Source organism: Pseudooceanicola pacificus (assembly GCF_009789075.1).
GTDB classification, from domain to species: Bacteria; Pseudomonadota; Alphaproteobacteria; order Rhodobacterales; family Rhodobacteraceae; genus Pseudooceanicola; species Pseudooceanicola pacificus.
In genome coordinates this window covers 161,471-182,951 of the sequence record NZ_WNXQ01000007.1, presented here as the reverse complement: position 1 = coordinate 182,951, position 21,481 = coordinate 161,471, and the positions used below count along the sequence as shown (strand labels likewise).

18 protein-coding genes are annotated in these 21,481 nt (G+C 68.1%); 7 read left to right on the top strand and 11 right to left on the bottom strand.

Going from position 1 to position 21,481, the window contains the following annotated elements; genetic code table 11:
* Positions 1 to 358 precede the first annotated feature (358 nt).
* On the bottom strand, positions 359 to 910 hold the full coding sequence (locus GLS40_RS13235; RefSeq protein WP_160383203.1) for a peptidylprolyl isomerase: 552 nt from the start codon (positions 908 to 910) through the stop codon (positions 359 to 361).
* Entirely contained in the window at positions 903 to 1,409 is a 507-nt protein-coding gene (locus GLS40_RS13230) for a peptidylprolyl isomerase (protein ID WP_160383202.1), read from the bottom strand. Before GLS40_RS13230 ends, GLS40_RS13235 begins: the two co-directional genes overlap by 8 nt.
* Positions 1,410 to 1,539: 130 nt before the next feature.
* Here GLS40_RS13230 and GLS40_RS13225 point away from each other — a divergent pair, with 130 nt between their 5' ends.
* Positions 1,540 to 2,724, top strand: coding sequence for a phosphoglycerate kinase (locus GLS40_RS13225; RefSeq protein WP_160383201.1), 1,185 nt, complete (start codon positions 1,540 to 1,542; stop codon positions 2,722 to 2,724).
* A 107-nt stretch (positions 2,725 to 2,831) separates the two neighbouring features.
* Positions 2,832 to 3,725 carry a fructose bisphosphate aldolase gene (locus GLS40_RS13220; RefSeq protein ID WP_160383200.1) on the top strand — a complete coding sequence of 298 codons (894 nt, stop codon included), beginning with the start codon at positions 2,832 to 2,834 and terminating at the stop codon, positions 3,723 to 3,725.
* Between the two features lie 575 nt (positions 3,726 to 4,300).
* On the opposite strand, the gene GLS40_RS13215 is transcribed toward GLS40_RS13220, so the two are convergent.
* A complete protein-coding gene (locus GLS40_RS13215; RefSeq protein WP_160383199.1) occupies positions 4,301 to 5,923 on the bottom strand; it encodes an acyl-CoA dehydrogenase family protein in 1,623 nt (540 codons plus the stop codon).
* 162 nt (positions 5,924 to 6,085) lie between these two features.
* Between GLS40_RS13215 and GLS40_RS13210 the strand changes: the two genes are divergently transcribed.
* On the top strand, positions 6,086 to 6,385 hold the full coding sequence (locus GLS40_RS13210) for an FtsB family cell division protein (RefSeq protein ID WP_160383198.1): 300 nt from the start codon (positions 6,086 to 6,088) through the stop codon (positions 6,383 to 6,385).
* 88 nt (positions 6,386 to 6,473) lie between these two features.
* Here the strand turns inward: GLS40_RS13210 and infC are convergent, their stop codons facing one another.
* The 4 genes from infC to GLS40_RS13190 all read right to left on the bottom strand — a co-directional run bounded on the left by infC (position 6,474) and on the right by GLS40_RS13190 (position 9,262).
* Positions 6,474 to 6,965 (bottom strand): translation initiation factor IF-3, encoded by a 492-nt coding sequence (gene infC, locus GLS40_RS13205; protein WP_328598904.1) that lies wholly within the window; start codon positions 6,963 to 6,965, stop codon positions 6,474 to 6,476.
* A gap of 400 nt (positions 6,966 to 7,365) precedes the next feature.
* The gene (locus GLS40_RS13200) at positions 7,366 to 7,824 is read right to left on the bottom strand and encodes a PaaI family thioesterase (protein WP_160383197.1); all 459 of its coding nucleotides are present in this window, start codon (positions 7,822 to 7,824) and stop codon (positions 7,366 to 7,368) included.
* 68 nt (positions 7,825 to 7,892) lie between these two features.
* Positions 7,893 to 8,570: a 3-oxoacid CoA-transferase subunit B gene (locus GLS40_RS13195; RefSeq protein WP_160383196.1), complete on the bottom strand. Its 678-nt coding sequence runs from the start codon at positions 8,568 to 8,570 to the stop codon at positions 7,893 to 7,895.
* Entirely contained in the window at positions 8,567 to 9,262 is a 696-nt protein-coding gene (locus tag GLS40_RS13190; protein ID WP_160383195.1) for a 3-oxoacid CoA-transferase subunit A, read from the bottom strand. The genes GLS40_RS13195 and GLS40_RS13190 overlap by 4 nt, the downstream gene beginning before the upstream one ends.
* Positions 9,263 to 9,657: 395 nt before the next feature.
* Here GLS40_RS13190 and GLS40_RS13185 point away from each other — a divergent pair, with 395 nt between their 5' ends.
* From GLS40_RS13185 to GLS40_RS13170, 4 genes are all read left to right on the top strand, one after another.
* Complete coding sequence (locus tag GLS40_RS13185; RefSeq protein WP_160383194.1) at positions 9,658 to 11,322, top strand: AMP-binding protein; 1,665 nt, start codon at positions 9,658 to 9,660, stop codon at positions 11,320 to 11,322.
* Positions 11,323 to 11,361: 39 nt separating this feature from the next.
* Positions 11,362 to 12,555 carry an acyl-CoA dehydrogenase family protein gene (locus tag GLS40_RS13180; RefSeq protein WP_160383193.1) on the top strand — a complete coding sequence of 398 codons (1,194 nt, stop codon included), beginning with the start codon at positions 11,362 to 11,364 and terminating at the stop codon, positions 12,553 to 12,555.
* A gap of 9 nt (positions 12,556 to 12,564) precedes the next feature.
* Positions 12,565 to 13,671, top strand: coding sequence for an acyl-CoA dehydrogenase family protein (locus GLS40_RS13175; RefSeq protein WP_160383192.1), 1,107 nt, complete (start codon positions 12,565 to 12,567; stop codon positions 13,669 to 13,671).
* Positions 13,672 to 13,756: 85 nt separating this feature from the next.
* Entirely contained in the window at positions 13,757 to 14,434 is a 678-nt protein-coding gene (locus tag GLS40_RS13170; RefSeq protein ID WP_160383191.1) for a nitroreductase, read from the top strand.
* 72 nt (positions 14,435 to 14,506) lie between these two features.
* On the opposite strand, the gene htpX is transcribed toward GLS40_RS13170, so the two are convergent.
* The 4 genes from htpX to GLS40_RS13150 all read right to left on the bottom strand — a co-directional run bounded on the left by htpX (position 14,507) and on the right by GLS40_RS13150 (position 21,412).
* A complete protein-coding gene (htpX, locus tag GLS40_RS13165) occupies positions 14,507 to 15,457 on the bottom strand; it encodes a zinc metalloprotease HtpX (protein WP_160383190.1) in 951 nt (316 codons plus the stop codon).
* A gap of 332 nt (positions 15,458 to 15,789) precedes the next feature.
* Entirely contained in the window at positions 15,790 to 16,797 is a 1,008-nt protein-coding gene (locus tag GLS40_RS13160) for an NAD(P)H-dependent flavin oxidoreductase (protein ID WP_160383189.1), read from the bottom strand.
* A gap of 462 nt (positions 16,798 to 17,259) precedes the next feature.
* Positions 17,260 to 19,005, bottom strand: coding sequence for a hydantoinase B/oxoprolinase family protein (locus GLS40_RS13155; protein WP_160383188.1), 1,746 nt, complete (start codon positions 19,003 to 19,005; stop codon positions 17,260 to 17,262).
* Positions 19,006 to 19,363: 358 nt separating this feature from the next.
* On the bottom strand, positions 19,364 to 21,412 hold the full coding sequence (locus GLS40_RS13150; RefSeq protein WP_202076144.1) for a hydantoinase/oxoprolinase family protein: 2,049 nt from the start codon (positions 21,410 to 21,412) through the stop codon (positions 19,364 to 19,366).
* Between the last annotated feature and the right edge of the window lie 69 nt (positions 21,413 to 21,481).

Sequence of the window (21,481 nt, the reverse complement as noted above, 5' to 3'; positions counted from 1 at the left end):
GCCTCCGGCAGGACCGGGTGCGGGCGCCCGGGACAGGTGCCGCGCCCCTGCTTCCTCTTGCCGGAAATATGCCGGGGGAGTCGCACCGCAGGTGCGGCGGGGGCAGAGCCCCCATCCCGGGCCGCCGGCTTGCCCGCCGCGCGATCCCGGGACATGCGCCCTCGGCTTTCCTTCGCGCCCCTTGCACGGGGCGAAAGCCGTGGAAGGGTCCGGAGTCAATCCGCGGTCACCGCCGGTGGCCCGTGTCGGAGCCTCCGGCGGGAGTATTTCGGACGAGATGAAGGGTGGGGCTGCGTGCCTTCGGCCGGCGGGGCAGCCGGGGGGTGGTGCACCGGCCTTGCGCCGGTGCCTCCTGCCGTCAGTCGGTGACCGTGACGGTTGCCATGTAATCGGGCGCGCCGATCACGGCGCCATTCGCCCCGGTGCCGCGCTTGATCGCGTCGACCACGTCCATGCCCGAGGTCACCTTGCCCACGACGGTGTACTGGCCGTTCAGGTGGTAGCCCGGGGCGAACATGATGAAGAACTGCGCATTGGCGCTGTCCGGGTCCGCCTTGCGCCCCATCCCGACGATGCCCCGGTCAAAGGGGATGTCGGAGAATTCGGCCTTGAGATCGGGCATGCCGGAATCGCCGCGCCCGGCCAGGCGCATGTCGCCGCCCATCTTGCCGAACTGCACGTCGCCGGTCTGGGCCATGAAGCCCTCGATCACCCGGTGAAAGGCGACATTGTCATAGGCGCCCTTTTCCGCGAGTTCGGTGATCCGGGCGACGTGCCCGGGGGCGACATCCTCGAACAGGTCGATGGTGATGGTGCCCTGTGCCTCGCCGGCGACCTCGATCTTGAGGCCGGTGGCGAGCGCGGGGCCCGCCGCCAGGGTCAGTGCCAGGGCCAGGGCCGCGTTACGCATCGGCGGCCACCTTGACCGAGATCATCCGGTCCGGCGCCGCGGGCGGTTCGCCCCGCGCGATGGCATCGACATGTTCCATGCCGCCGATGACCCGGCCGTAGACCGTGTACTGGCGGTTGAGGAAATGGTTGTCCTTGAAGTTGATGAAGAACTGCGAATTGGCCGAGTTCGGATTCTGCGACCGCGCCGCGCCGAGAGTGCCCCGGTCATGCGGGATGTTCGAGAATTCCGCCGGCAGGTTCGGCAGGTCCGAGCCGCCGGTGCCGGCCATGCGGATGTTGAAATCCTGTTCCATGTTGCCGTGGGCCACGTCGCCGGTCTGGGCCATGAAGCCCTCGATCACCCGGTGGAAGGCTACGTTGTCGTAGGCGCCGGCCCGGGCCAGTTCCTTCATCCGCTCGGCGTGCTTGGGGGCGATGTCGGGCAGCAGCTCGATGGTGACGGTGCCGCCTTTCAGTTCCAGAAGGATGGTGTTCTCGGGGTCCTTGATCTCGGCCATCGGGGCCTCCTTTGGTGTCGTTCCGGCAACCCATAGTGGCCCTGCGGCGGATTGCCAAGCCGGGGCCTGTTGACGGATGCGTGGGGAGCGGGCAGGAAACCGGCGACGCAATGCAAGGGAGTGCCGCCGGATGGGCTGGAAGACGCTGGATGACATGGACCTGGGCGGCAAGACCGTGCTGGTCCGAGTGGACATCAACGTGCCGGTCGAGGGCGGCAAGGTCACCGACGCCACCAGGATCGAGCGCATCGCGCCGACGGTGGAGGATATCGTGCGCGCCGGCGGCAAGCCGATTCTGATCGCGCATTTCGGCCGCCCCAAGGGCAAGGTCGTGCCCGAGATGAGCCTGCGGGTCACCCTTTCGGCGCTGCGCGCGGTCCTTGGCCATTCGGTCGCCTTCGTCGAGACGCTGGAGGCGCTGGAACAGGGCACGGAGGAGCAGCGCAACGCCGAGATTCTGCTGCTGGAGAACATCCGTTTCCATCCGGGCGAGGAACAGAACGACCCCGCCCTGGCCGAACGTCTCGCCAGACTGGGCGACATCTTCTGCAACGACGCCTTCTCGGCCGCCCACCGGGCGCATGCCTCGACCGAGGCGCTGGCGCATCTGCTGCCCTCCTGCGCCGGCCGTCTGATGCAGGCCGAGCTGGAGGCGCTGGAGGCCGCGCTTGGCCAGCCGCAGCGGCCGGTGATGGCCGTGGTGGGCGGGGCCAAGGTGTCGACCAAGCTCGACCTGCTGGGCAACCTGTTGGAAAAGGTCGACCGGCTGGTGATCGGGGGCGGCATGGCCAATACCTTCCTCGCCGCCGAGGGGATCGATATCGGCAAGTCCCTGGCCGAACATGACATGACCGAGACCGCCAAGCAGATCCGCCTGAAGGCGATGGATCTGGGCTGCACCATCATCCTGCCCTCGGATGTGGTTGTGGCGCGCGAGTTCAAGGCAGGCGCGGCGCATGAGACGGTGCCCGCCACCGGCTGCCCCGCGGATGCGATGATCCTGGATGCAGGCCCCGAGAGCGTGGCGCGGATTGCCGATGCCATGTCGAATGCGAAGACGCTGATCTGGAACGGCCCGCTTGGCGCCTTCGAGATCGCGCCATTCGACACCGCAACCGTGGCCGCCGCGCAGAAGGCGGCGGAGATGACCAGGGCGGGCAGCTTGATCTCGGTCGCGGGCGGCGGCGACACCGTGGCGGCGCTGAACGCGGCCGGAGTTTCCGGGGATTTCACCTATATCTCCACCGCCGGGGGGGCGTTCCTGGAGTGGATGGAAGGCAAGACCCTGCCGGGCGTGGCCGCGCTTGGCGGCTGAGGGCCGGCGTTAGCGCCACCGTAATTGCAACCGCAGGGCCGCTCGCCTAGAAGCGAAGGGAGCCCCTGCGGGGCCGGGAAAGACAGGGATTTTAGGCGGAATTTATGATGGCAAACGAGAAACAGGCAGAACAGATGCGCACGGCGGGCGGTTTCATCGCCGCGCTGGATCAGAGCGGCGGGTCCACCCCCAAGGCGCTCAAGCTTTACGGTATCGAGGAAGACGCCTATGACGGCGAGGCGGAGATGTATTCGCTGATCCACGAGATGCGCGCGCGGATCGTGAAATCGCCCGCCTTCAGCGGCGAGAAGGTGATCGGCGCCATCCTGTTCGAACGCACCATGGACGGCGATATCGACGGCAAACCCTCGGCGCAGTTCCTGTGGGAAGACCGCGGCGTGGTGCCTTTCCTCAAGGTCGACAAGGGCCTGGCGGACGAGGCCGACGGCGTGAAGCTGATGAAGCCGATGCCCGAGCTGGACGCGCTGCTGGAAAAGGCGGTTTCCAAGGGGATCTTCGGGACCAAGATGCGCTCGGTCATCGACGCGGCCTCGCCCTCGGGCATTGCCGCGGTCGTGGCGCAGCAGTTCGAGGTGGGCAAGCAGATCCTCGGCCACGGGCTGATGCCGATCATCGAGCCCGAGGTGACGATCTCGATCCCCGACAAGTCCGAGGCCGAGATCATCCTGCTGGGCGAAATCTCCAAGCAGCTCGACCTGCTGCCCGAGGGGCAGGAGATCATGCTCAAGCTGACGCTGCCCGAGGTGGCGAACCACTACAAGACGCTGGTGGACCATCCCAAGGTGATGCGCGTCGTCGCCCTGTCCGGCGGCTATTCGCGTGACGAGGCCAACCGGCGCCTGTCGCAGAACACCGGTGTGATTGCCTCGTTCTCGCGCGCGCTGACCGAGGGGCTGTCGGCGCAGCAGGCGGACAGCGATTTCGACACGACGCTGGCCGGGACGGTCGACAGCATCCACGCGGCTTCGGTCGCGGGCTGAGAGCCGGGACAGGACGGATGAGGGCGCACCGCTTCGGCGGTGCGTTTTCGTTTGGGGCCGTGCCTTGTGCCGGCCGTCTCGGCGCGGCGGTGAGGGTGCGGCGCATGGCGGAAGCCCGCGACGACCCGATGGGCAGGCGGAGGCGGCTGGCGGAACAATAGGACGGTTGGACGGGACGCGGGCGCGCGACCAGGCCGCTTCACCCGTTTGGGGGCGTCGGGGACAGCCCTCGTGCCGGTCCGCATCGGTCGGGGCCTTGCCGGTTGGAGGAGCGAGGGGCGCCCGGTCCGCCCATGATTTGCGGCGCTCCCGAAACAAGTGATGGTCCGGCTGGATCGGTCGATCCATTGCCCTTTTGCTGTTCGGGGTTTGACCCCCGGAAGGGGGCGCTGCCCCCGCCCGCGCTGCGCGCGGACTCCCCCGGGATATTTCGGGCCAGAGGAAGCCGGGGAACCGGCACCAGGCTTCATCTCGTCCAAAATACTCCCGCCGGAGGCGGACCTGCGGGAGGGCGAAGCCGGCCAGTCGCAAGGCAATGCGAAGGCGTTGACGGTCTTGTCCGCAGGGCGGGGGCCTCAGCTGTCGAGGCGCGCCAGGATGGCGCCGTGGTCCGCGGCCGGGATCGCGCCTGCGGTGCGGCCGCGCTCGCCGGTCAGGCGGGTGGCGCAATAGGCGTCGGCCACGGCGGGCGGGGCATGGCGGATCAGGGCGGCGGCGGCCAGCAGGCGGGCGAGGCTTTCGGCGAACCAGCGGGCCTCGGCCTCTTCGGGCGGGCCCGGCCAGCGGGTGGCGTGGGCCTTGAGCGCGGCGTCGAACCGGGCATCCGCGCCGGCCGCGCCCATCAGGCTGGCGGTGAGCGCCTCGCCCGCCTCCGGGGCGCGGGCGAGGGTGCGCAGGATGTCGAGGCAGATCACATTGCCCGAGCCTTCCCAGATGCCGTTCAGCGGCGCCTCGCGGTAGAGCATGGGCATCGGGGTGTCCTCGACATAGCCCATGCCGCCGAGGCACTCCATCGCTTCATAGGTGACCTGCGGGCAGAGCTTGTTGTTGAGGTATTTCGCCAGGGCCACGGCGATGCGGGCCAGGGCGCGGTCCTCCTCGGACCTGCCGTCGAAGGCGCGCGCGGCGGTGAAGGCCAGCGCCGCCGCGCCCTCCTGATCGAGTGTCAGATCGGCCAGAACGGCGCGCATCAGCGGCTGGTCGATCAGGCGGCGCTGGAACGCCGTGCGGCCCGAGGCCCACCAATGGGCTTCGGCCAGGGCGGCGCGCATCAGCCCGGCGGGGGCCACCGCGGTGTCGAGCCGGGTGTGGTGCACCATCTCGATGATGGTCTTGACCCCGGCGCCCTCGTCCCCCAGGCGCCAGGCCCGGGTGCCGGCAAATTCGACCTCGGAGGAGGCATTGGCGTGGTTGCCCAGCTTGGCCTTCAGCCGCTGCAGGGCAAAGGGATTGCGCTCGCCCTCCAGCCAGCGGGGCACAAGGAAGCAGGTCAGCCCCTCGGGCGCCTGTGCCAGCGTGAGGAACCCGTCGGACATCGGGGCCGAGCAGAACCATTTGTGCCCGGTCAACAGGTAGTGATCGCCCGCGCGTTCGGCCCGGGTGGTGTTGGCGCGCACGTCCGATCCGCCCTGTTTCTCGGTCATCGCCATCCCGAGGGTGAGCGAGGCCTTGTCGCCGGCGGGCAGGGGGCGCGGGTCGTATCCGCGCGAAATGAGGCGCGGCTGCCAGAGCGCGGCGAGGTCGGGCGCGGCCGAAAGCGCCGGCACGGCGGCATAGGTCATGGTCATCGGGCAGCAGCAGCCGGGTTCGACCTGCGAGAGCATGTAGGTCAGCGCGGCATGGGTGGCATGGCCGCCCGGCGCATCCTCCCAGGCGCGGGCGGCATAGCCCTGGGCCAGGCCGCGCGTCATCGTGGCGTGGTAGCCGGGGGCGAAATGCACCTCGTCCACGCGGCGGCCCGCGCGGTCATAGGTCACCAGCCGGGGCGGGTCGCGGCGGGCCTCGGCGGCATCGTGCAGCGCCTCTGCGGTGCCAAAGGCGATGCCGGCCCCGGCCAGGGCCGCGCCATCCGCCCCGGCGGCGGCGGCGTGGTCGCGCAGCACCCGGTCCTGCGCCCACAGGTCGCGGGCACCGCGCGGGTCGGGCTGGTTCGTCACCTCGTGGGTCGGCTGGTGGCTGCGGGGCCGGGATGTGCGCATGGGGTGATCCTCCGCCCACAGGATGACAGGGATCGGGAGGCCGGGCCAGTGCTTGCGGAAAACGTGATCGGGCCAAGGAAAAAAGGCGATTCACATCGCGAATCAGCTGTGTCATACTGTTGCGAGCAGGCCGCCCGTCAGAGGCGGCACGAGAGGCAGAGCATGACCATCAGCAAACGTCCCGCCGTCGGGGTTCTCGTATTCTTTGCCGTGGCGCTGAGCCTCGGGCTCTATTTCACCTTTGCCGCCGTGCAGGGGGATTACGGGCTGTTCCGCCGGGCCGAGATCCTGGCCGAGAAGGACGTGCTGACCGCCCAGCGGGACGAGTTGAACGCCGAGGTCGCGCATATGGAAAACCTGACCCGCCGCCTGTCGGACGAATACCTGGACCTGGACCTGCTGGACCAGCAGGCGCGCGACGTTCTGGGCCTGCTGCGCACGGACGAGATCGTCATCCGCTGATCCCGCGCCTTGCGGTTTCGACTATCGGACAATGAAAAGGCCCGGTCGCGGAATGCGCCGGGCCCTGTTCGTCGCGATGGCGGTGCCGTTACTTGGTCGGGCCGATCATCATGACCATCTGGCGGCCTTCCATCTTCGGCATGTTCTCGACCTTGCCGATTTCCTTCACGTCCTCGGCCACGCGTTCCAGCAGCTCGCGGCCCAGGTTCTGGTGGGCCATCTCGCGGCCGCGGAAGCGCAGGGTCACCTTGACCTTGTCGCCGTTCTCGAGGAAGCGGACCACGTTGCGCATCTTGACCTCATAGTCGTGCACATCGGTGTTGGGGCGGAACTTCACCTCCTTCACCTCGATGATCTTCTGCTTCTTGCGGGCCTCGGACTCGCGCTTCTGCTGTTCGTATTTGAACTTGCCGAAATCCATGATCTTGCAGACCGGCGGCGTCGCGTTCGGGGAGATCTCGACAAGGTCCAGCCCGGCGTCTTCGGCCAGTTGCATGGCGCGGGAGGGGGTAACCACTCCGACGTTCTCTCCCTCGGCGCCGATCAGGCGGATTTCAGGAGCGCGGATCTTGTCGTTGATGCGGGGCCCGGTGTCGCGTGTCGGCGGAGCGTTGTGGGGTCTGCGAGCCAGTTTGTCGTTCCTTCGATGGTTGAGAGATTTGAGGGCGCAAGGTAGTCCTCGCCGCCTGACCTTTCAAGCCGCAATTCCTTGGGTATGCGATGATTCTGAGCGGGAAGGTGCGGGTGGTTGAGGGGGGCCGCCCCGGCGGCCACAGCGGGCGGGCCGGGGGGCGGCACCGGGGCCCTAGTTCAGAGGCGGCGCGGGTCTGGTGGATGACCGTTGCGGGGCGGGGTTCCGGAGTGTGCGCCCGGGGCGCGCGGCGATCGGTCCGAAAGCCGGAATTGTTCCTATTGTGAAACTATCCCTGCAAAATGCGCCGGATTATTTCCAAAAATATCGCATTCTGGATGTCCTGGGCTCACTCGCCAGCGGGTACGCCCTTGGGGTCGTCGCTGCCACGGAGGTATTTGAAGGTCCCGATGGAATGGGCGCAGAGCTTGCCCTCGTCGTCGCGCACCTCGGCCTCGGCCGAGAAGATCTTGCGCCCGCCCGAGGTGACCTTGGCCGCGACATGCAGCTTGCCGGTGCGCGACATGCCCACGTAGTTCACCGTGAGCGAGAGCGTCGCGCATTTGCGGAGCCGTCCGGGATAGGGGCAATAGAGCCCCGCGCCGGTCGAGGCGCTGTCGAGCACCGCCGCATAGACCCCGCCGTGGGTGAACTCGGCCTTGTTGTAATGCTGCGGGCCCAGCTCCAGCTCTCCCTTCAGCCAGCCGTCGCCGCGTTCGATGAAGCGGAACCCCAGCATCTGGTTGAACCCGCCCAGCTTGTACATGCCGGCGTGCTCCTGCGGTTCGATGGCGGTGTCGTCGGTCATCCGTGCTCCTCTCACATGGAAACACGCGCGCCGGGGTGGCGCGCGCGTCGTGGTCGCTCAGTGCCGGATCAGGCGGCCCGGGTCTGGTCGAGCAGCTTGCCCACGCCATCGGCAAAGCGCAGCCTTGCACCCGAGCGGTCCTGCAGTTCCTTGGGGGTCATGCCGTCGATGATCTCGGTCACCAGAAAGCCCTCGGGCGTGACGTCGATCACGGCCAGGTCGGTGTAGATGCGCTTGACGCAGCCGACGCCGGTCAGGGGATAGGTGCAGTGTTCCAGGATCCGGGGCGCGCCCGATTTGTCGTTGTGCTGCATCGTCACCCAGATGCGCTGCGCGCCGACCGCCAGATCCATCGCGCCGCCGACCGAGGCGATGGGATCGTTGTCCTCACGCGACCAGTTGGCGATATCGCCGTTCTCGGCCACCTGATAGGCGCCCAGGACGCAGAGCTGCAGATGCCCGCCGCGCACCAGCCCGAAGCTGAGGGCATGGTCGAAGATCGAGGCGCCCGGCAGCATGGTGATCGGCTTCTTGCCGGCGTTCACCAGGGTCTCGTCCTCCTGCCCCTCGGGCGGGGTGGGGCCCATGCCCAGGATGCCGTTTTCCGAATGCAGCAGGATGTCGCGCCCTTCGGGGAGGTAGTTGGCGACCTGTTCCGGCATGCCGATGCCGAGGTTCACGTGCCAGCCGTCCGAGATATCCTGCGCCAGGCGCGCGGCGATGCCTTCACGGGTAAGCGGTGTCATGCTGCAGTCCCCCATTCGTTTTCCGCGATGCGGCGGGATGTGACCAGGCGATCCACGCAGATGCCCGGGGTGACGATGATGTTCGGTTCCAGCGCGCCCAGTTCGACGATCTCGTCGGCCTCGACGATGGATGTCGTGGCGGCCATCGCCATCAGGGGCGCGAAATTGCGGGCGAGGTTCAGGTAGGTCAGGTTGCCCCAGCGGTCGGCCTTGTAGGCCTTGACCAGCGCCACGTCGGCCTTCAGCGCGGTTTCCAGCACATGGCCGACGCCGTCGAACATGCGGGTTTCCTTGCCCTCGGCCAGCTTGGTGCCATAGGCCGTGGGCGTGTAGAAGGCCGGGATGCCGCAGCCGGCGGCGCGGATGCGCTCGGCCAGGGTGCCCTGGGGCATGACCTCGATTTCAAGCCCGCCTTCCTCGACCCATTTCTTGACCTCGGCGCCCATCGAGCCGCGCGGGAACGAGCAGTAGAGCTTGCGCACCATCTTGTGGCGGAAGAGCATGGCCAGCCCCTCGTAGCCCGCGCCGGCATTGTTCGACACCAGTTCGATGTCCTTCACACCCGAGTCGATCAGGCCCTTGATCAGCATGTTCGGCCGGCCGGCCTCGCCGAAACCGGACACCATGATCCGTGATCCGTCCTTGATTCCCTCAAGCGCCTTTTCGACGCTGTCGCACCTTCGATCGAGCATGGCTCCTCCACATATTCGTCACATGGTTCAACTTGTTGACCGCCCGGTCAATAGATATTGACGCTGCCGCCGGTCCTTTCTAGCCTGTGTATGACGCAGAACAGTTTTCCGCAACGCGGAAAGGTCGGTTGCGCCGACAGGAGGAGCATAGACGTGCCGAACGCCCCGGTCACGCCGCAGAGCGCCAATGACAGCCACCTGCCGAGGCCGGCCCGGTGCTTGCCTCTGCCCGCCGGCGGGGCATTCGCCCACATCCGTGGTTTCGAATTTCGGCTGACCGGGGCGCGTGCGATGCTCTACGCTCGGGGCAGGGAGAATGCGGCCCCGGGGCCGCGCGGCGCGAGGAGAGGTCCGGGCAACCGGGCCGCGCCGGACACAGAACATGGGAGGACATGATGCAGCGTGACGTGCCCCTTTGGGCCCAGCATTACAACGAGGGGGTCGACCCCTTCTTCGTGCCCGAGAAGGTCTGCCTGAACACCATGCTCAAGCGGTCGTTCGAGCGTTTCGCCGATCTGACCCATTTCGAATATTACGGCAAGTCCTTCACCTATGGGCAGATGCGCGCGCTGGCGGCGCAGGTGGCGGCGGGGCTCACGGCAGCGGGGATCAAACGCGGCGACCGGGTGGCGCTGCACCTGCCGAACGCGCCCTGGCATCCGATCTTCTTCTTCGGCGTGATGACGGCGGGCGCGGCGGTGACGCATCTGTCGCCGCTGGATGCCGAGGCCGAGATCGCGCACAAGGTGCATGACGTCGATGCCAAGATGGTGATCTCGCTCACCACGCCGGAATTTTCGGGCCAGTTCCGCAACCTGGTGCAGCAGCCCGATTTTCCGCCGGTCTACCTGTGTCCCGATCCGGTGTCGGCCCGGGGCCGCGACTGCCCGGTTCCCCCCGGCATGCATGCGGTCGAGGAACTGATGGCGGGCCATGAGGGCGCGCCCTATGACCCGCCCGTGATGGCGCTGGACGAGGTCGCGCTGCTGCAGTTCACCGGCGGCACCACGGGCACGCCCAAGGCGGCGGTGCTGACGCATGGCAACCTTTCGGCATCGGTGCAGACCTACAACCACCTCAGCGCGGTCGAGGAGAATTCCGGCCCCGGCAAGCCCGGGATGCTCTACGCGCCGCTGTTTCACATCATGGGGCTGACCTCGGCGATGCTGAAACGGACGATGGAGGGCGGGCAGATGCACCTGCGCCTGCGCTTCGACGCGGCCTCGGTGGTGGACGATATCGAAAAGCACCGCATCGCCTCGTGTGGCGGGGTGCCGACGACCTGGATCGCGATCATGCAGCTGCCCGATATCGACAAGCGCGACCTGTCGAGCCTGGAATACATCGGCTCGGGCGGGGCGCCGCTGCCGGTCGAGGTCTACAACCGCATCCGCCAGCTGACCGGGCTGAAGCTGCGCGGCGGCTGGGGCATGACCGAAACCGCGTCCAACGGCACCTCGGTGCCCCGGACCATGCCGGACGAGAAGCTGGGCACCATCGGCATCCCGCTGCCGGGCTGCGACATGGCCATTGTCGATATCGAGGACGCCACCCGCCGCCTGGCCCCGGGCGAGACCGGCGAGATCATCTTCAAATCCCCCGCCGTGACCGAGGCCTATTGGCACAAGCCCGAGGAAACCCGCGAGGCCTTTGTCGACGGCTACTTGCTGACCGGCGATATCGGCTACATGGACGAGGACGGGTATTTCTACATCGTCGACCGCAAGAAGGACCTGATCCTGTCGGGCGGGTTCAACGTCTATCCGCTGACCATCGAGAACGCGATCCACATGCACCCCGACGTGGCCGAGGCGCTGGTGATCGGCGTGCCCGACGCCTATCGCGGCGAAAGCGCCAAGGCCTTCGTGGTGCTGAACCAGGGGGCGGAGCCCTTCACGCTGGAGGCGCTGCAGGCCTTTCTGCAGGACAAGCTGGGCCGCCACGAGGTGCCGCGCCACCTGGAGTTCCGCACCGAGCTGCCCCGCACCTCGGTCGGCAAGGCGTCGCGCAAGATGTTGAAGGACGAGGAAAAAACCAAACGCCAGGCCGCCGAGGCCTGACCGGAACCAGGGGGCGCACGCGCCCGAGGAGGAGGACATATGGACCTGAAATTCACTCCCGAGGAGGAGGCCTTTCGCCAGGAGGTGCGCGATTTCATCGACGCCAACCTGCCGGACGAGACGCGCGAATACATGAAGCTCGGCAATCCGCCGACCAAGGAAATGACCATCCAGTGGCAGCGGATGCTGAACACCAAGGGCTGGGCCACGCCGCGCTGGCCGGCCGAATGGGGCGGGCCGGGCTGGTCGGTGACGCAGGTCTATATCTTCCAGCAGGAAAACCAGAGCGCGCCGGCGCCCGATCCGCTGGGCTTCGGCGTGAACATGGTCGGCCCGGTGATCATCCAGTTCGGCAATGACGAACAGAAGAAACGCTTCCTGCCGCGCATCGCCAATCTGGACGACTGGTGGTGCCAGGGCTTTTCGGAACCCGGCTCGGGCTCGGATCTCGCCTCTCTCAAGACCAAGGCGGAATTCGACGGCGAGAACTGGATCGTGAACGGGCAGAAGACCTGGACCACACTGGCCCAGCATGCCGACTGGATCTTCGCGCTGGTGCGCACCTCGAACGAGGGCAAGAAGCAGGAAGGCATCTCGTTCCTGCTGATCGACATGAAGAGCCCGGGCGTCACCGTGCATCCGATCCAGACGATGGATGGCGGGCATGAGATCAACTCGGTCTTCTTCGACAACGTCAAGGTCCCGGCCGAGAACATGGTGGGCGAGGTCAACAAGGGCTGGACCTATGCCAAGTTCCTGCTGGGCAACGAACGCCTGGGCGCGCCGCGCGTCGGGGCCAGCCAGGCCAAGCTGAAAGAGCTGAAGGAGATCGCCCAGAAGCGCATCGTCCGGGGAAAGCCGCTCTGGGATCACCCGCGGTTCCGCGACAAGTTCGTCGAGGCGCAGATCGAGCTGAAGGCGCTGGAGATGACGGTGATGCGCGTGCTCTCGGGGATCGAGGCCGGGGCGGACCAGTCCAAGCCCGATCCCGCGACCAGCGTGATCAAGATCAAGGGCGCCCAGATGGTGCAGCGCATGACCGAGCTCTACGTCGAGGCGGCGGGCGAACAGGCCGCGCCCTGGATCGACGACGAGGGCGGCAATGCGCTTGTCGGGCCGGAGTGGACGGTGCGCGCGGCGCCCAACTACTTCAACTTCCGCAAATCCAGCATCTACGGCGGGTCCGACCAGGTGCAGAAGGGGATCATCTCCAAGGCGATCCTTGGATTGTGAGGCTGAACCATGAACTTTGAACTGAACGACGAACAGCGGATGCTGTCGGAAAGCCTCTCGCGCTTCCTGGCCGACCGCTATGCCTTTGACAAAAGACAGAAATTCGTGGCGATGCCCACGGGATTCGACCGTGCGATCTGGCAGGGCTATGCCGATATGGGCCTCTTTGCCCTGCCGTTTTCCGAGGAAGAGGGCGGCATCGGCGGCACCGCGGCCGAGACGATGCTGGTGGCCGAGGCCATGGGCAGCGCGATCACCGTGGAGCCCTGGCTGGAAGCCATCGCCATCGCGCCCGCGCTGCTCAAGGCCGGATCGGCCGAGCAGCAGGCCGGTGTCATCGAGGGGCTGATCGCGGGCGAGATCGTGCCGACCTGGGCGCATCTCGAAACCGGCATGATCGACCGGGGCGAGGGCATCCAGACGCAGGAGAACGGCGGCAAGCTGTCGGGGACCAAGACGGTGGTGAGCTACGGTGAAGAGGCCGATCTGATCTTTGTCACCGCGCTGGATGCCTCGGGCGCGACCGGCCTTTACATGGTGCGCAAGGGCGCCGGGGGGATGGAGGCGCGCAGCTACCGCACCCAGGACGAACAGCGCGCCTCGGAGCTGACCTTCGACGGGACCCCGGCCGAGAAGCTGGCCGGCGGGATCCCTGCCGATGTCGCGATCGGCATGGCCGAGTCCAAGGCGCTGGCCGCCAGCATCGGCGAGGCGCTTGGCGCGATGGAGAAGGCGATCGACCTGACCGTGGCCTATATCAAGGAGCGCGAGCAGTTCGGCCGGCCCATCGGCACCTTCCAGGCCCTGCAGCACATCGCGGCCCAGGCGGTGGTGGAGAAGGAGCAGGTCAAGTCGATGGCGATGTATGCCGCGCTGATGTGCGAGGACGAGGACGTGACGACCCGCGACCTTGCGCTGTCGACCGCCAAGGTCAAGATGTGCGACGCCTCGCGCTATGTCGGGCAGATGGCGATCCAGCTGCATGGCGGCGTCGGGATGACGATGGAATATGCCATCGGCCATTACTTCAAGCGGCTGACCATGCTGGAGATTGCCTGGGGCGACCGGGATTTCCATATGGATCGCCTCTGCGAGGCCGGGGGTCTCGCCGCCTGACCGGGCGGCGAATTTTCGACGAAAATTCGGGCGGGCTGCCGGGGTGGACCCTGGCGGCCCGGTTCCGTCACAAGGGGAGCCACAGATGCAAATCGACGAAACCATGCGGCAGCGCCGCTCGATCCGCGGGTTCAGGCCGGATCCGGTGCCCCAGGCGCTGCTGGAAGAGGTGATCGAACTGGCCAATTGCGCGCCGTCCTCGATGAACACCCAGCCCTGGCACCTGCATGTGCTGACGGGCGCGCCGCTGGAGAAGGTGCGCGCCGGCAATACCGAGCGGATGCTGGCTGGCGTGCCGCCCTCGCGCGAGATCAGGGCGCATGGCAAATACGAGGGCGTGCATCGCGACCGCCAGGTCGAAATCGCCAAGCAGCTCTTCGCGGCCATGGGGATCGAGCGCCACGATGCCGAGCGGCGGCAGGACTGGGTGATGCGCGGCTTTCGCCAGTTCGACGCGCCGGTCTCGGTTGTGGTGACCTATGACAAGGCGCTGGACGAGCACGGGCCGGTGGCGATCTTCGACGCGGGGGCCGTGACCTATGGCCTGGTGCTGGCGGCCTGGAGCCGGGGCCTGGGCGCGGTGATCAACGGGCAGGGCATCATGCAGTCGCCGGTGGTGCGCGAGCATGCCCGCATCCCCGAGGACCAGGTGATCCTGACCTGTGTCGCCCTCGGCTGGCCGGACGAGAGTTTTTCGGCCAACGGGGTCAAGTCGGTCCGCCGGGGCGTGGGCGAGATGGCGACCTTTCACGGCTTCGACTGAGGCGTTTCGCGGGGGGGCGGGCCAAAGGGGCCGCCCCGGTTCGCGCGCGGCCGGGCCGACCGTCGGGCCGGGTCAGCCCCAGGGACCGCTGCCGCGCCGCTTCGGTTGCTCGCGTGCGGCGGGGGCCGAACCGCCCCAGGGGGCGGCGCCCGCATCGCTGCGCGGGGCCCGGCGGGCAGGGGCCCGGTCATCGGCGCCGGCCATGGCGCGCAGAGCCGCCACGCGGTTTTCGGTCGCCGGGTGGGTGGCAAAGAGGTTGTCCATCCGCTGCCCGTGCAGCGGGTTGATGATGAACATATGCGCCGTCGCCGGGTGCCGTTCCGCCGCCATGTTGTCGACACGCGCCGCGCCCTGCTGGATCCGTTCCAGCGCCGAGGCGAGCCAGAGCGGATGGCCGCAGATCTCGGCCCCCGCCTTGTCGGCGGCATATTCCCGCGTGCGCGAGATCGCCATCTGCACCAGCGCCGCGGCCATCGGGGCCAGGATCATCATCGCCAGCGTGCCGATCAGCCCCAGCCTTTCGCGTGTGCCGCCAAAGAACAGGGCGAAGTTCGCCAGCATCGAGATCGCACCGGCAAAGGTTGCGGTCACGGTCATGATTGCGGTGTCGTGGTTTCGGATATGGGCCAGCTCATGCGCGACCACGCCCGCCAGTTCCTCGCGCGACAGCGTGCGCAGCAGGCCCGAGGTCACCGCCACGGCGGCATTTCCGGGGTTGCGCCCGGTGGCAAAGGCGTTCGGCTGGTCGGTCTCGATCAGGTAGACGGCCGGCGTGGGCAGCCGGGCGTTCGCGGCCAGCTCGCTCACCATGTCATAAAGGCCGAAGCGGTCGCGCGGGCCGAGCAGCTGCGCATTGTGCATGCGCAGGACCATCTTGTCCGAGTTCCACCAGGTGAAGACGTTCATGCCCGCGGCCACGACAAGCGCGATCAGCGCGCCGCCCGCGCCACCCATCAGGTAGCCGATCCCCATGAAGAGGGCGGTCATCGCCGCCATCAGCAGGGCTGTCTTGAAATATCCCATTGCCATCGCCTCCGCTCGCCCGTTCATGCGCGGGCCTGTCAGATATAGGGAGTGTAGATGTCTCCGCAACGGAGGGTCTGCAGCGCGCAGGCGGTGCGGCTGTCACAGGCGTGTTCCATCACATCCGGACACAACCGCTGGCGGCAACCCGGGCGCTCATGGCTTGCCGAACGCCCCGCCTGTCGGTGATCCAACGCGGGCGGTCCGGCGTTCCCCGAACGGGCGAAAGGGCCGGGGAGGGGGCAGCGCAGCCCTTCCGGTGGTGTCGCAAGACACCCGCGCTGCCCGAAATCGGTTCTTGCGGCCCCCGACGGCGCGGCGTGGGCCGGGCCTTATTCCGCCGCGGCCGCGTGACTCTGCCAGCCGAGTTGGCCGGCCAGCCGGGCCTGTGCCTCGTCGAACTCGCGTGCCAGGCGGTCGACCAGTTCGGCGGTCGGCACGATGCCCTTGACCGCGCCGATCCCCTGGCCGGAGCCCCAGATGTCTTTCCACTTCTTGGCCTTGGACCCTTCGCCCGAGCCGAAGTTCATCGCCGAGGGGTCCGAGCGTTCCAGCGCGTCCGGATCCATGCCCGCATTGGCGATGGAGGGCTTGAGATAGTTCCCCCAGACCCCGGTGAACAGGTTGGAATAGACGATGTCCGAGGCGCCGTAGCCCGCGATCATCTCCTTGTAGCCCGGCACCGCATTGGCCTCTTCCGTCGCGATGAAGGCCGACCCGGCGTAACCGCCGTCAGCCCCCATGGCGAGGGCCGCCAGGATCGAGTCGCCCCTGGCGATGGCGCCGGACAGGTAGAGCGGACCGTCGAACCATTCGCGGATCTCGGCCACCAGGGCCAGCGGGGATTGCGACCCCGCATGGCCACCCGCACCGGCGGCAACAGCGATCAGCCCGTCGGCGCCCTTTTCGATGGCCTTGTGGGCGAAGGTGTCGTTGATGATGTCATGCAGGACCACCGCGCCCACGGAATGCGCGGCCTCGTAGACCCAGGGCTGCGCGCCCAGCGAGGTGATCCAGACCGGGACCTTGTGCTTGACGCAGATCTCGACATCCCGTTCCAGCCGGGCGTTGGACCGATGCACGATCTGGTTCACCGCATAGGGCGCGGCGGGATAGTCCGGGTTGGACTGGTTGTGCCGGTCCAGCTCCTCGCTGATATGGGTCAGCCAGCGGTCCAGCTCGATCGGCTCGCCTTCCTTTTCGCGCGCGTTCAGCGCGGGAAAGGCGCCGACGATTCCGGCCTTGCACTGGGCCAGCACCAGATCGGGGTTCGAGATGATGAAAAGCGGGCTGCCGATCAGCGGGATCCGCAGGTTCTGCAGGATTGGGGGCACTGCCATTTGGTTCCTCCCTTGGCCGTTCCGTCTGCCCGGACCGGGGTCCGGGCGGTCAGTCTGGCCCCATGCTATGCCCCGTGCTGGGGAAATGGAATTGCTTTCCGCGCGGTGGTTTCGTGCCGCTGCGTCACGGACATGTATGTGTGACAGGGGTGGCGCGCAGCCGCCTTTGCGCCTCGTCCCCGGGCCGGCAGGGGGCCCGAGGCCCGGAAGATTTCAGTTGGGCGCATGGGGCGGTCCGGTCCGAGTCCCCACGTGACAGCCGGGTGACCGGAACCGGGATCGCGGCGTGGCGGCAATCAGCCAGGGCTAGGGGTGCGTGTCGACCTGTCCCGCCAACGACCGACCCGCGCCCTGCGCCGGGGGTGAGGCCCGGCACCTGTCAGCCCGGCGCGAGCGGGCGCAAGGTTCAGACCCATCCGTGACCGCAGGGTGCCCTGCGCCGGGGCCAAAGCCCGGCAACTGTCAGCCTGGCGTGCGGGTCCGTTCGGTGCGGGTGGCCGTGGCGTCGAGCCTGCCCGAAGCGTCCACCGAGACGCCGAACAGGCCAAGCGCCTGCGCGGGCGTGTAGCGGCCCAGCCTCACGTCCTCGGCCACAGCCGCGGGGTCGCGCGTCATCGGATCGCCCCAGCCGCCGCCGCCCGGGGTGCACACATGCACCACGTCGCCGGGGGCCAGCGCGATGTCCTGCTCCTTGGACAGATGCGGGGGGACATGCACCACGCCGTCGCGGATCACCTCGACCCGGTTCACCGCCCCGTCCGATCCGCCCTGCGCGCCCTGCGGCCCGAACCGCCCGTGATCCATCACGAAACTCGCCCGCGCCGCACCGCGCCGCAGCTCGACCGCGTAATCCAGCCCGAAGCCGCCGCGATGCCGCCCGGCGCCGCCCGATCCCTCGTGCAGGCGGTAATGGCGGTACAGGACGGGAAACTGCTGCTCCATGATTTCCACCGGCGGGGCCTTGGAGATGCCGATGGTGGAACAGCCGTTGGACAGCCCGTCGTGATCGGCATTGCCGCCGTAGCCGCCGCCCGAAAGCTGGTACATGACAAAATCCCGCCCGCGCTCCGGGTCGTGCCCGCCCAGGGCGAAGTTGCCCGAGGTGCCGGCGGGGGCCGCGGTCACCCGGTCGGGCAGGGCGGGGGCCAGGGCGGCAAAGACCGCCTCGGCGATGCGCTGGCTGACCTCGGCCGCGCAGCCCGAGACCGGGCGCGGGTATTGCGCATCAAGGAAGGTGCCGGCCACGCCGGTCACCTCCAGCGGTTCGAAGGCCCCGGCGCTGATCGGCACCTCGGGAAAGATGTGCCGCATCGCCAGATAGACCGAGGACAGCGTGGTGGCGAGGACCGAATTCATCGGCCCCGTGCAGGGCGCCGAGGAGCCGGTGAAGTCGAAAACCAGCCGCCCGTCCCGCCGCGTCACCGCCAGGCAGATTTCCAGCGGCTCGGGGGTCACGCCGTCGCTGTCGACCCAGGCCACCGCCTCGTGCCGCCCCTCGGGGATCTCGGCGACAAAGGCGCGCATCTGCTGCGCGGCCCGGCTGCGCAGCTCGGCGATGGCGGCGCGCACGGTGTCGTCGCCGTAGCGGTCCATCAACTCGCCCAGCCGTGCCTCGCCCACCTTGAGCGCCGCCGCCTGGGCCTGCACGTCGCCGATGCGCTGGTCGGCCACCCGGATATTGGAGCAGATGATGGCATAGATCTCGTGGTCGAGCTGGCCGCGCTTGAACAGGCGCACGGGCGGCAGGCGCAGCCCCTCCTGTTCGACGCTGGTGGCCGAGGCCGAAAAGCCCCCTGGCACCGCGCCGCCGGTATCGGGCCAGTGGCCCGTGTTGGACAGCCAGCAGAAGATCCGGCCATCGCGCCAGAAGGGCATGGCAAAGCGCACGTCCATCAGATGCGTGCCGCCGAGATAGGGATCGTTGACGATGTAGATGTCGCCCGGTTCCGGGGCCGCCGTCACGCCATCGCGGATCCGTTCGACCAGCACCCGGGTGGAATATTGCATCGTGCCGACAAAGACCGGCAGCCCCTGTGAACCCTGTGCGATCAGCGCGCCGTCCTCGGCGGCGTAGATCCCGTCCGAGCGGTCGTTGGCCTCGGCGATCACCGGCGAAAAGGCGGCGCGCGAGAAGGAGAGGTCCATCTCGTCGCAGACCTGCTGCAGCCCGGCCTGGATGACGGAAAGGGTGATCGGATCGAGGGTCATGCGACGGGCTTTCCCTTGGATGTGGCGGCCAGCGCGAGCGGTGCGTCACGCGGCTGGACGGGGGCGTATGGAATATCGCTGGCGGATGGCGGGCGAAGACGGACGCATGCGTACGGAGATTCCAGGCGGGCGCGCCTCAAAGTCAGTACGAAATCGTATGGTCCTGCGGCGTGGAGCGGTCTTATCGAGGGACGTAGGACCGGCCTGCCTGTGCCCTGCCGGCCCGGGCGACCTGCCCGCGCGGGGGCAATTCCCGGGCCGGAAGACAGCCATAGCAACACCTTGCTCGCGATCCGCCTGGACCGTTTCGCCACGTCACTCCCGAAAGTAGACGCCGCCGTATGGTTGCGGTCCCGCATCACCCCGCCGCCCCGACATGCACGATGATATTGCCCAGCCTGTCCCCCCGCGCGACATCGCCCGGCGGGATCAGGATCGTGGTATCCATCTGCTCGATCACCGCCGGCCCGGTGATCTCGGCCTCCAGCGGCAGGGCATCGCGCAGGTAGACCGGCGTGTCATGCGCGGCGCCGTCAAAGATCACGTCGCGCCGGGTGCGCAGGGCCTCTGCCACGGTCGCGCGCCGTCCGGCGGGGTCGATCAGCACCGACAGGTCCAGCGGTTCGCGCACCCCGATGACCGAGCAATTGGCGTTGACCACCGAGGCGCGGATCGTGTCGAGACGCACGCGGAAGCGGTTCCAGTAGACCTCCTCGAACTTCGCCTGCAGGGCCTCGCGGGTGATCCCGGGCCCGTCGAGCGCCACCCGCAGCAGATGCGTCTGGCCGATGAACTGCATGTCGAGCGACAGGACCCGGCGGACCTCGCGCAGGGGTACGGTCTCGCGGGCGATCAGGGCGCGGCCCTCGGCCTCCTGCGCCTGCAGCACGGCGGCGAGGTCCTCCATGTGCAACCTGTCGAGCGGACGGTTCAGCGTGGTGACGAAATCGTGCCGCAGGTCGGCCACCACGCAGCCGAGCGCATTGGTGATGCCGGGGCGGGCGGGGACCAGAACGCGCGGCACGCCCAGCTCGCGGGCCAGGGCGCAGGCATGCAAGGGCCCCGCGCCACCAAAGGCGAAGAGCGCGAAATCGCGCGGATCGGCGCCCAGCGAGACCGAGACCATGCGGATCGCCCCGGCCATCCTGACATTGGCCATGCGCACCACGGCCTCGGCCGCCTCCTCGGGCGTCAGGCCCAGTGGCGCGCCCAGATTTTCGTCGAAAATCTGACGCACCCGCTCCAGGGTCACGCCGCCTTCGACCGATTTCAGCCGCGACGGGTCCAGCCGGCCCAACAGGAGATTGGCGTCGGAAATCGTCGGCTCGGTCCCGCCGCGGCCATAGCAGATCGGCCCCGGCACGGCCCCCGCGCTGTGCGGCCCGACCTCCAGCAGCCCCGCCGCATTGACCCGCGCGATCGACCCGCCACCGGCGCCCACGGTGCGCACGTCGACCATCGGCACATGGATCGGCATGGCATATTCGATCTCGATCTCGTTCGACACCGCAGGCTCCGCCCCGCGGATCAGCGCCACGTCGGTCGAGGTGCCGCCCATGTCATAGGTCAGCAGATCCGGCATGCCCGCCGCCCGCCCGGTGAAGGCCGCCGCCATGACCCCCGAGGCCGGGCCCGACATCACCGTCTTGGCCGCCTCGCGCGCCACCTTGCCGGCCGAGACCATACCGCCATTGCCGTTCATCACCAGCAGCTCGCCACGATACCCGCCCGCGGCCAGCTCCCCGGCCAGGCGCGAGACATAGCGCTCCAGCAGCGGCTGGACCGAGGCATTGACCGCCGCCGTCACCCCGCGCTCGAACTCGCGGCTTTCCGACAGCAGGGCGTGGCCCAGGGTGACATGATCGTTCGGCCAGACCTCGGCCAGGATCTCGCCCGCCCTCAGCTCATGCGCCGGGTTGGCATAGGCATGCAGGAAATGCACCACAACCGAGACGCATCCCGCCTCCAGCAGGGCCCGCGCCTCGCGTTTCAGCGCATCCTCGTCCAGCGCGGTGACCACGCGGCCCTGGGCATCCATCCGCTCTGGCACCTCGCGGCGCAGGTCGCGCGGGATCACGGGGCGGAACTCTCCCTTCATGCCGTAGGCCTGCGGCCGGGTGCGCCGCCCCAGCTCCAGCACGTCGCGGAAGCCTGCGGTGGTGATCAGGCCGGTCCGCGCCAGCTTGCGCTCCAGCACGGCGTTGGTCGTGGTGGTCGTGCCATGCACCACCAGCGCCACCGCGCCCAGGTCGGCCCCGGCCTCCCGCGTTGCGGCCATGACCCCGCCCGCCTGGTTGTCCAGCGTCGAGGGCACCTTGGCCAGCCGTACCGCCCCGCTGGAGGGATCGACCAGCACGAGGTCGGTGAACGTCCCCCCGACGTCGACGCCGATCACCTGTTCCGCCATGCCAGCCTCCAAATCCATTTGTGTGCAAATGATTTTCAGCGGCGCGGCCCTTTGTCAATGATCCAGGCC

Excerpts from the sequence above, each read along its gene's own strand:
- GLS40_RS13155 (WP_160383188.1), bottom strand. The coding sequence starts at position 19,005 with ATGACCCTCGATCCGATCACCCTTTCCGTCATCCAGGCCGGGCTGCAG.
- GLS40_RS13180 (WP_160383193.1), top strand. The coding sequence starts at position 11,362 with ATGGACCTGAAATTCACTCCCGAGGAGGAGGCCTTTCGCCAGGAGGTG.
- GLS40_RS13200 (WP_160383197.1), bottom strand. The coding sequence starts at position 7,824 with ATGACCGACGACACCGCCATCGAACCGCAGGAGCACGCCGGCATGTAC.
- htpX (WP_160383190.1), bottom strand. The coding sequence starts at position 15,457 with ATGGGATATTTCAAGACAGCCCTGCTGATGGCGGCGATGACCGCCCTC.
- GLS40_RS13230 (WP_160383202.1), bottom strand. The coding sequence starts at position 1,409 with ATGGCCGAGATCAAGGACCCCGAGAACACCATCCTTCTGGAACTGAAA.
- GLS40_RS13195 (WP_160383196.1), bottom strand. The coding sequence starts at position 8,570 with ATGACACCGCTTACCCGTGAAGGCATCGCCGCGCGCCTGGCGCAGGAT.
- GLS40_RS13170 (WP_160383191.1), top strand. The coding sequence starts at position 13,757 with ATGCAAATCGACGAAACCATGCGGCAGCGCCGCTCGATCCGCGGGTTC.
- GLS40_RS13235 (WP_160383203.1), bottom strand. The coding sequence starts at position 910 with ATGCGTAACGCGGCCCTGGCCCTGGCACTGACCCTGGCGGCGGGCCCC.
- GLS40_RS13190 (WP_160383195.1), bottom strand. The coding sequence starts at position 9,262 with ATGCTCGATCGAAGGTGCGACAGCGTCGAAAAGGCGCTTGAGGGAATC.
- GLS40_RS13175 (WP_160383192.1), top strand. The coding sequence starts at position 12,565 with ATGAACTTTGAACTGAACGACGAACAGCGGATGCTGTCGGAAAGCCTC.
- GLS40_RS13150 (WP_202076144.1), bottom strand. The coding sequence starts at position 21,412 with ATGGCGGAACAGGTGATCGGCGTCGACGTCGGGGGGACGTTCACCGAC.
- GLS40_RS13210 (WP_160383198.1), top strand. The coding sequence starts at position 6,086 with ATGACCATCAGCAAACGTCCCGCCGTCGGGGTTCTCGTATTCTTTGCC.
- GLS40_RS13160 (WP_160383189.1), bottom strand. The coding sequence starts at position 16,797 with ATGGCAGTGCCCCCAATCCTGCAGAACCTGCGGATCCCGCTGATCGGC.
- GLS40_RS13215 (WP_160383199.1), bottom strand. The coding sequence starts at position 5,923 with ATGCGCACATCCCGGCCCCGCAGCCACCAGCCGACCCACGAGGTGACG.
- GLS40_RS13185 (WP_160383194.1), top strand. The coding sequence starts at position 9,658 with ATGCAGCGTGACGTGCCCCTTTGGGCCCAGCATTACAACGAGGGGGTC.
- GLS40_RS13220 (WP_160383200.1), top strand. The coding sequence starts at position 2,832 with ATGGCAAACGAGAAACAGGCAGAACAGATGCGCACGGCGGGCGGTTTC.
- GLS40_RS13225 (WP_160383201.1), top strand. The coding sequence starts at position 1,540 with ATGGGCTGGAAGACGCTGGATGACATGGACCTGGGCGGCAAGACCGTG.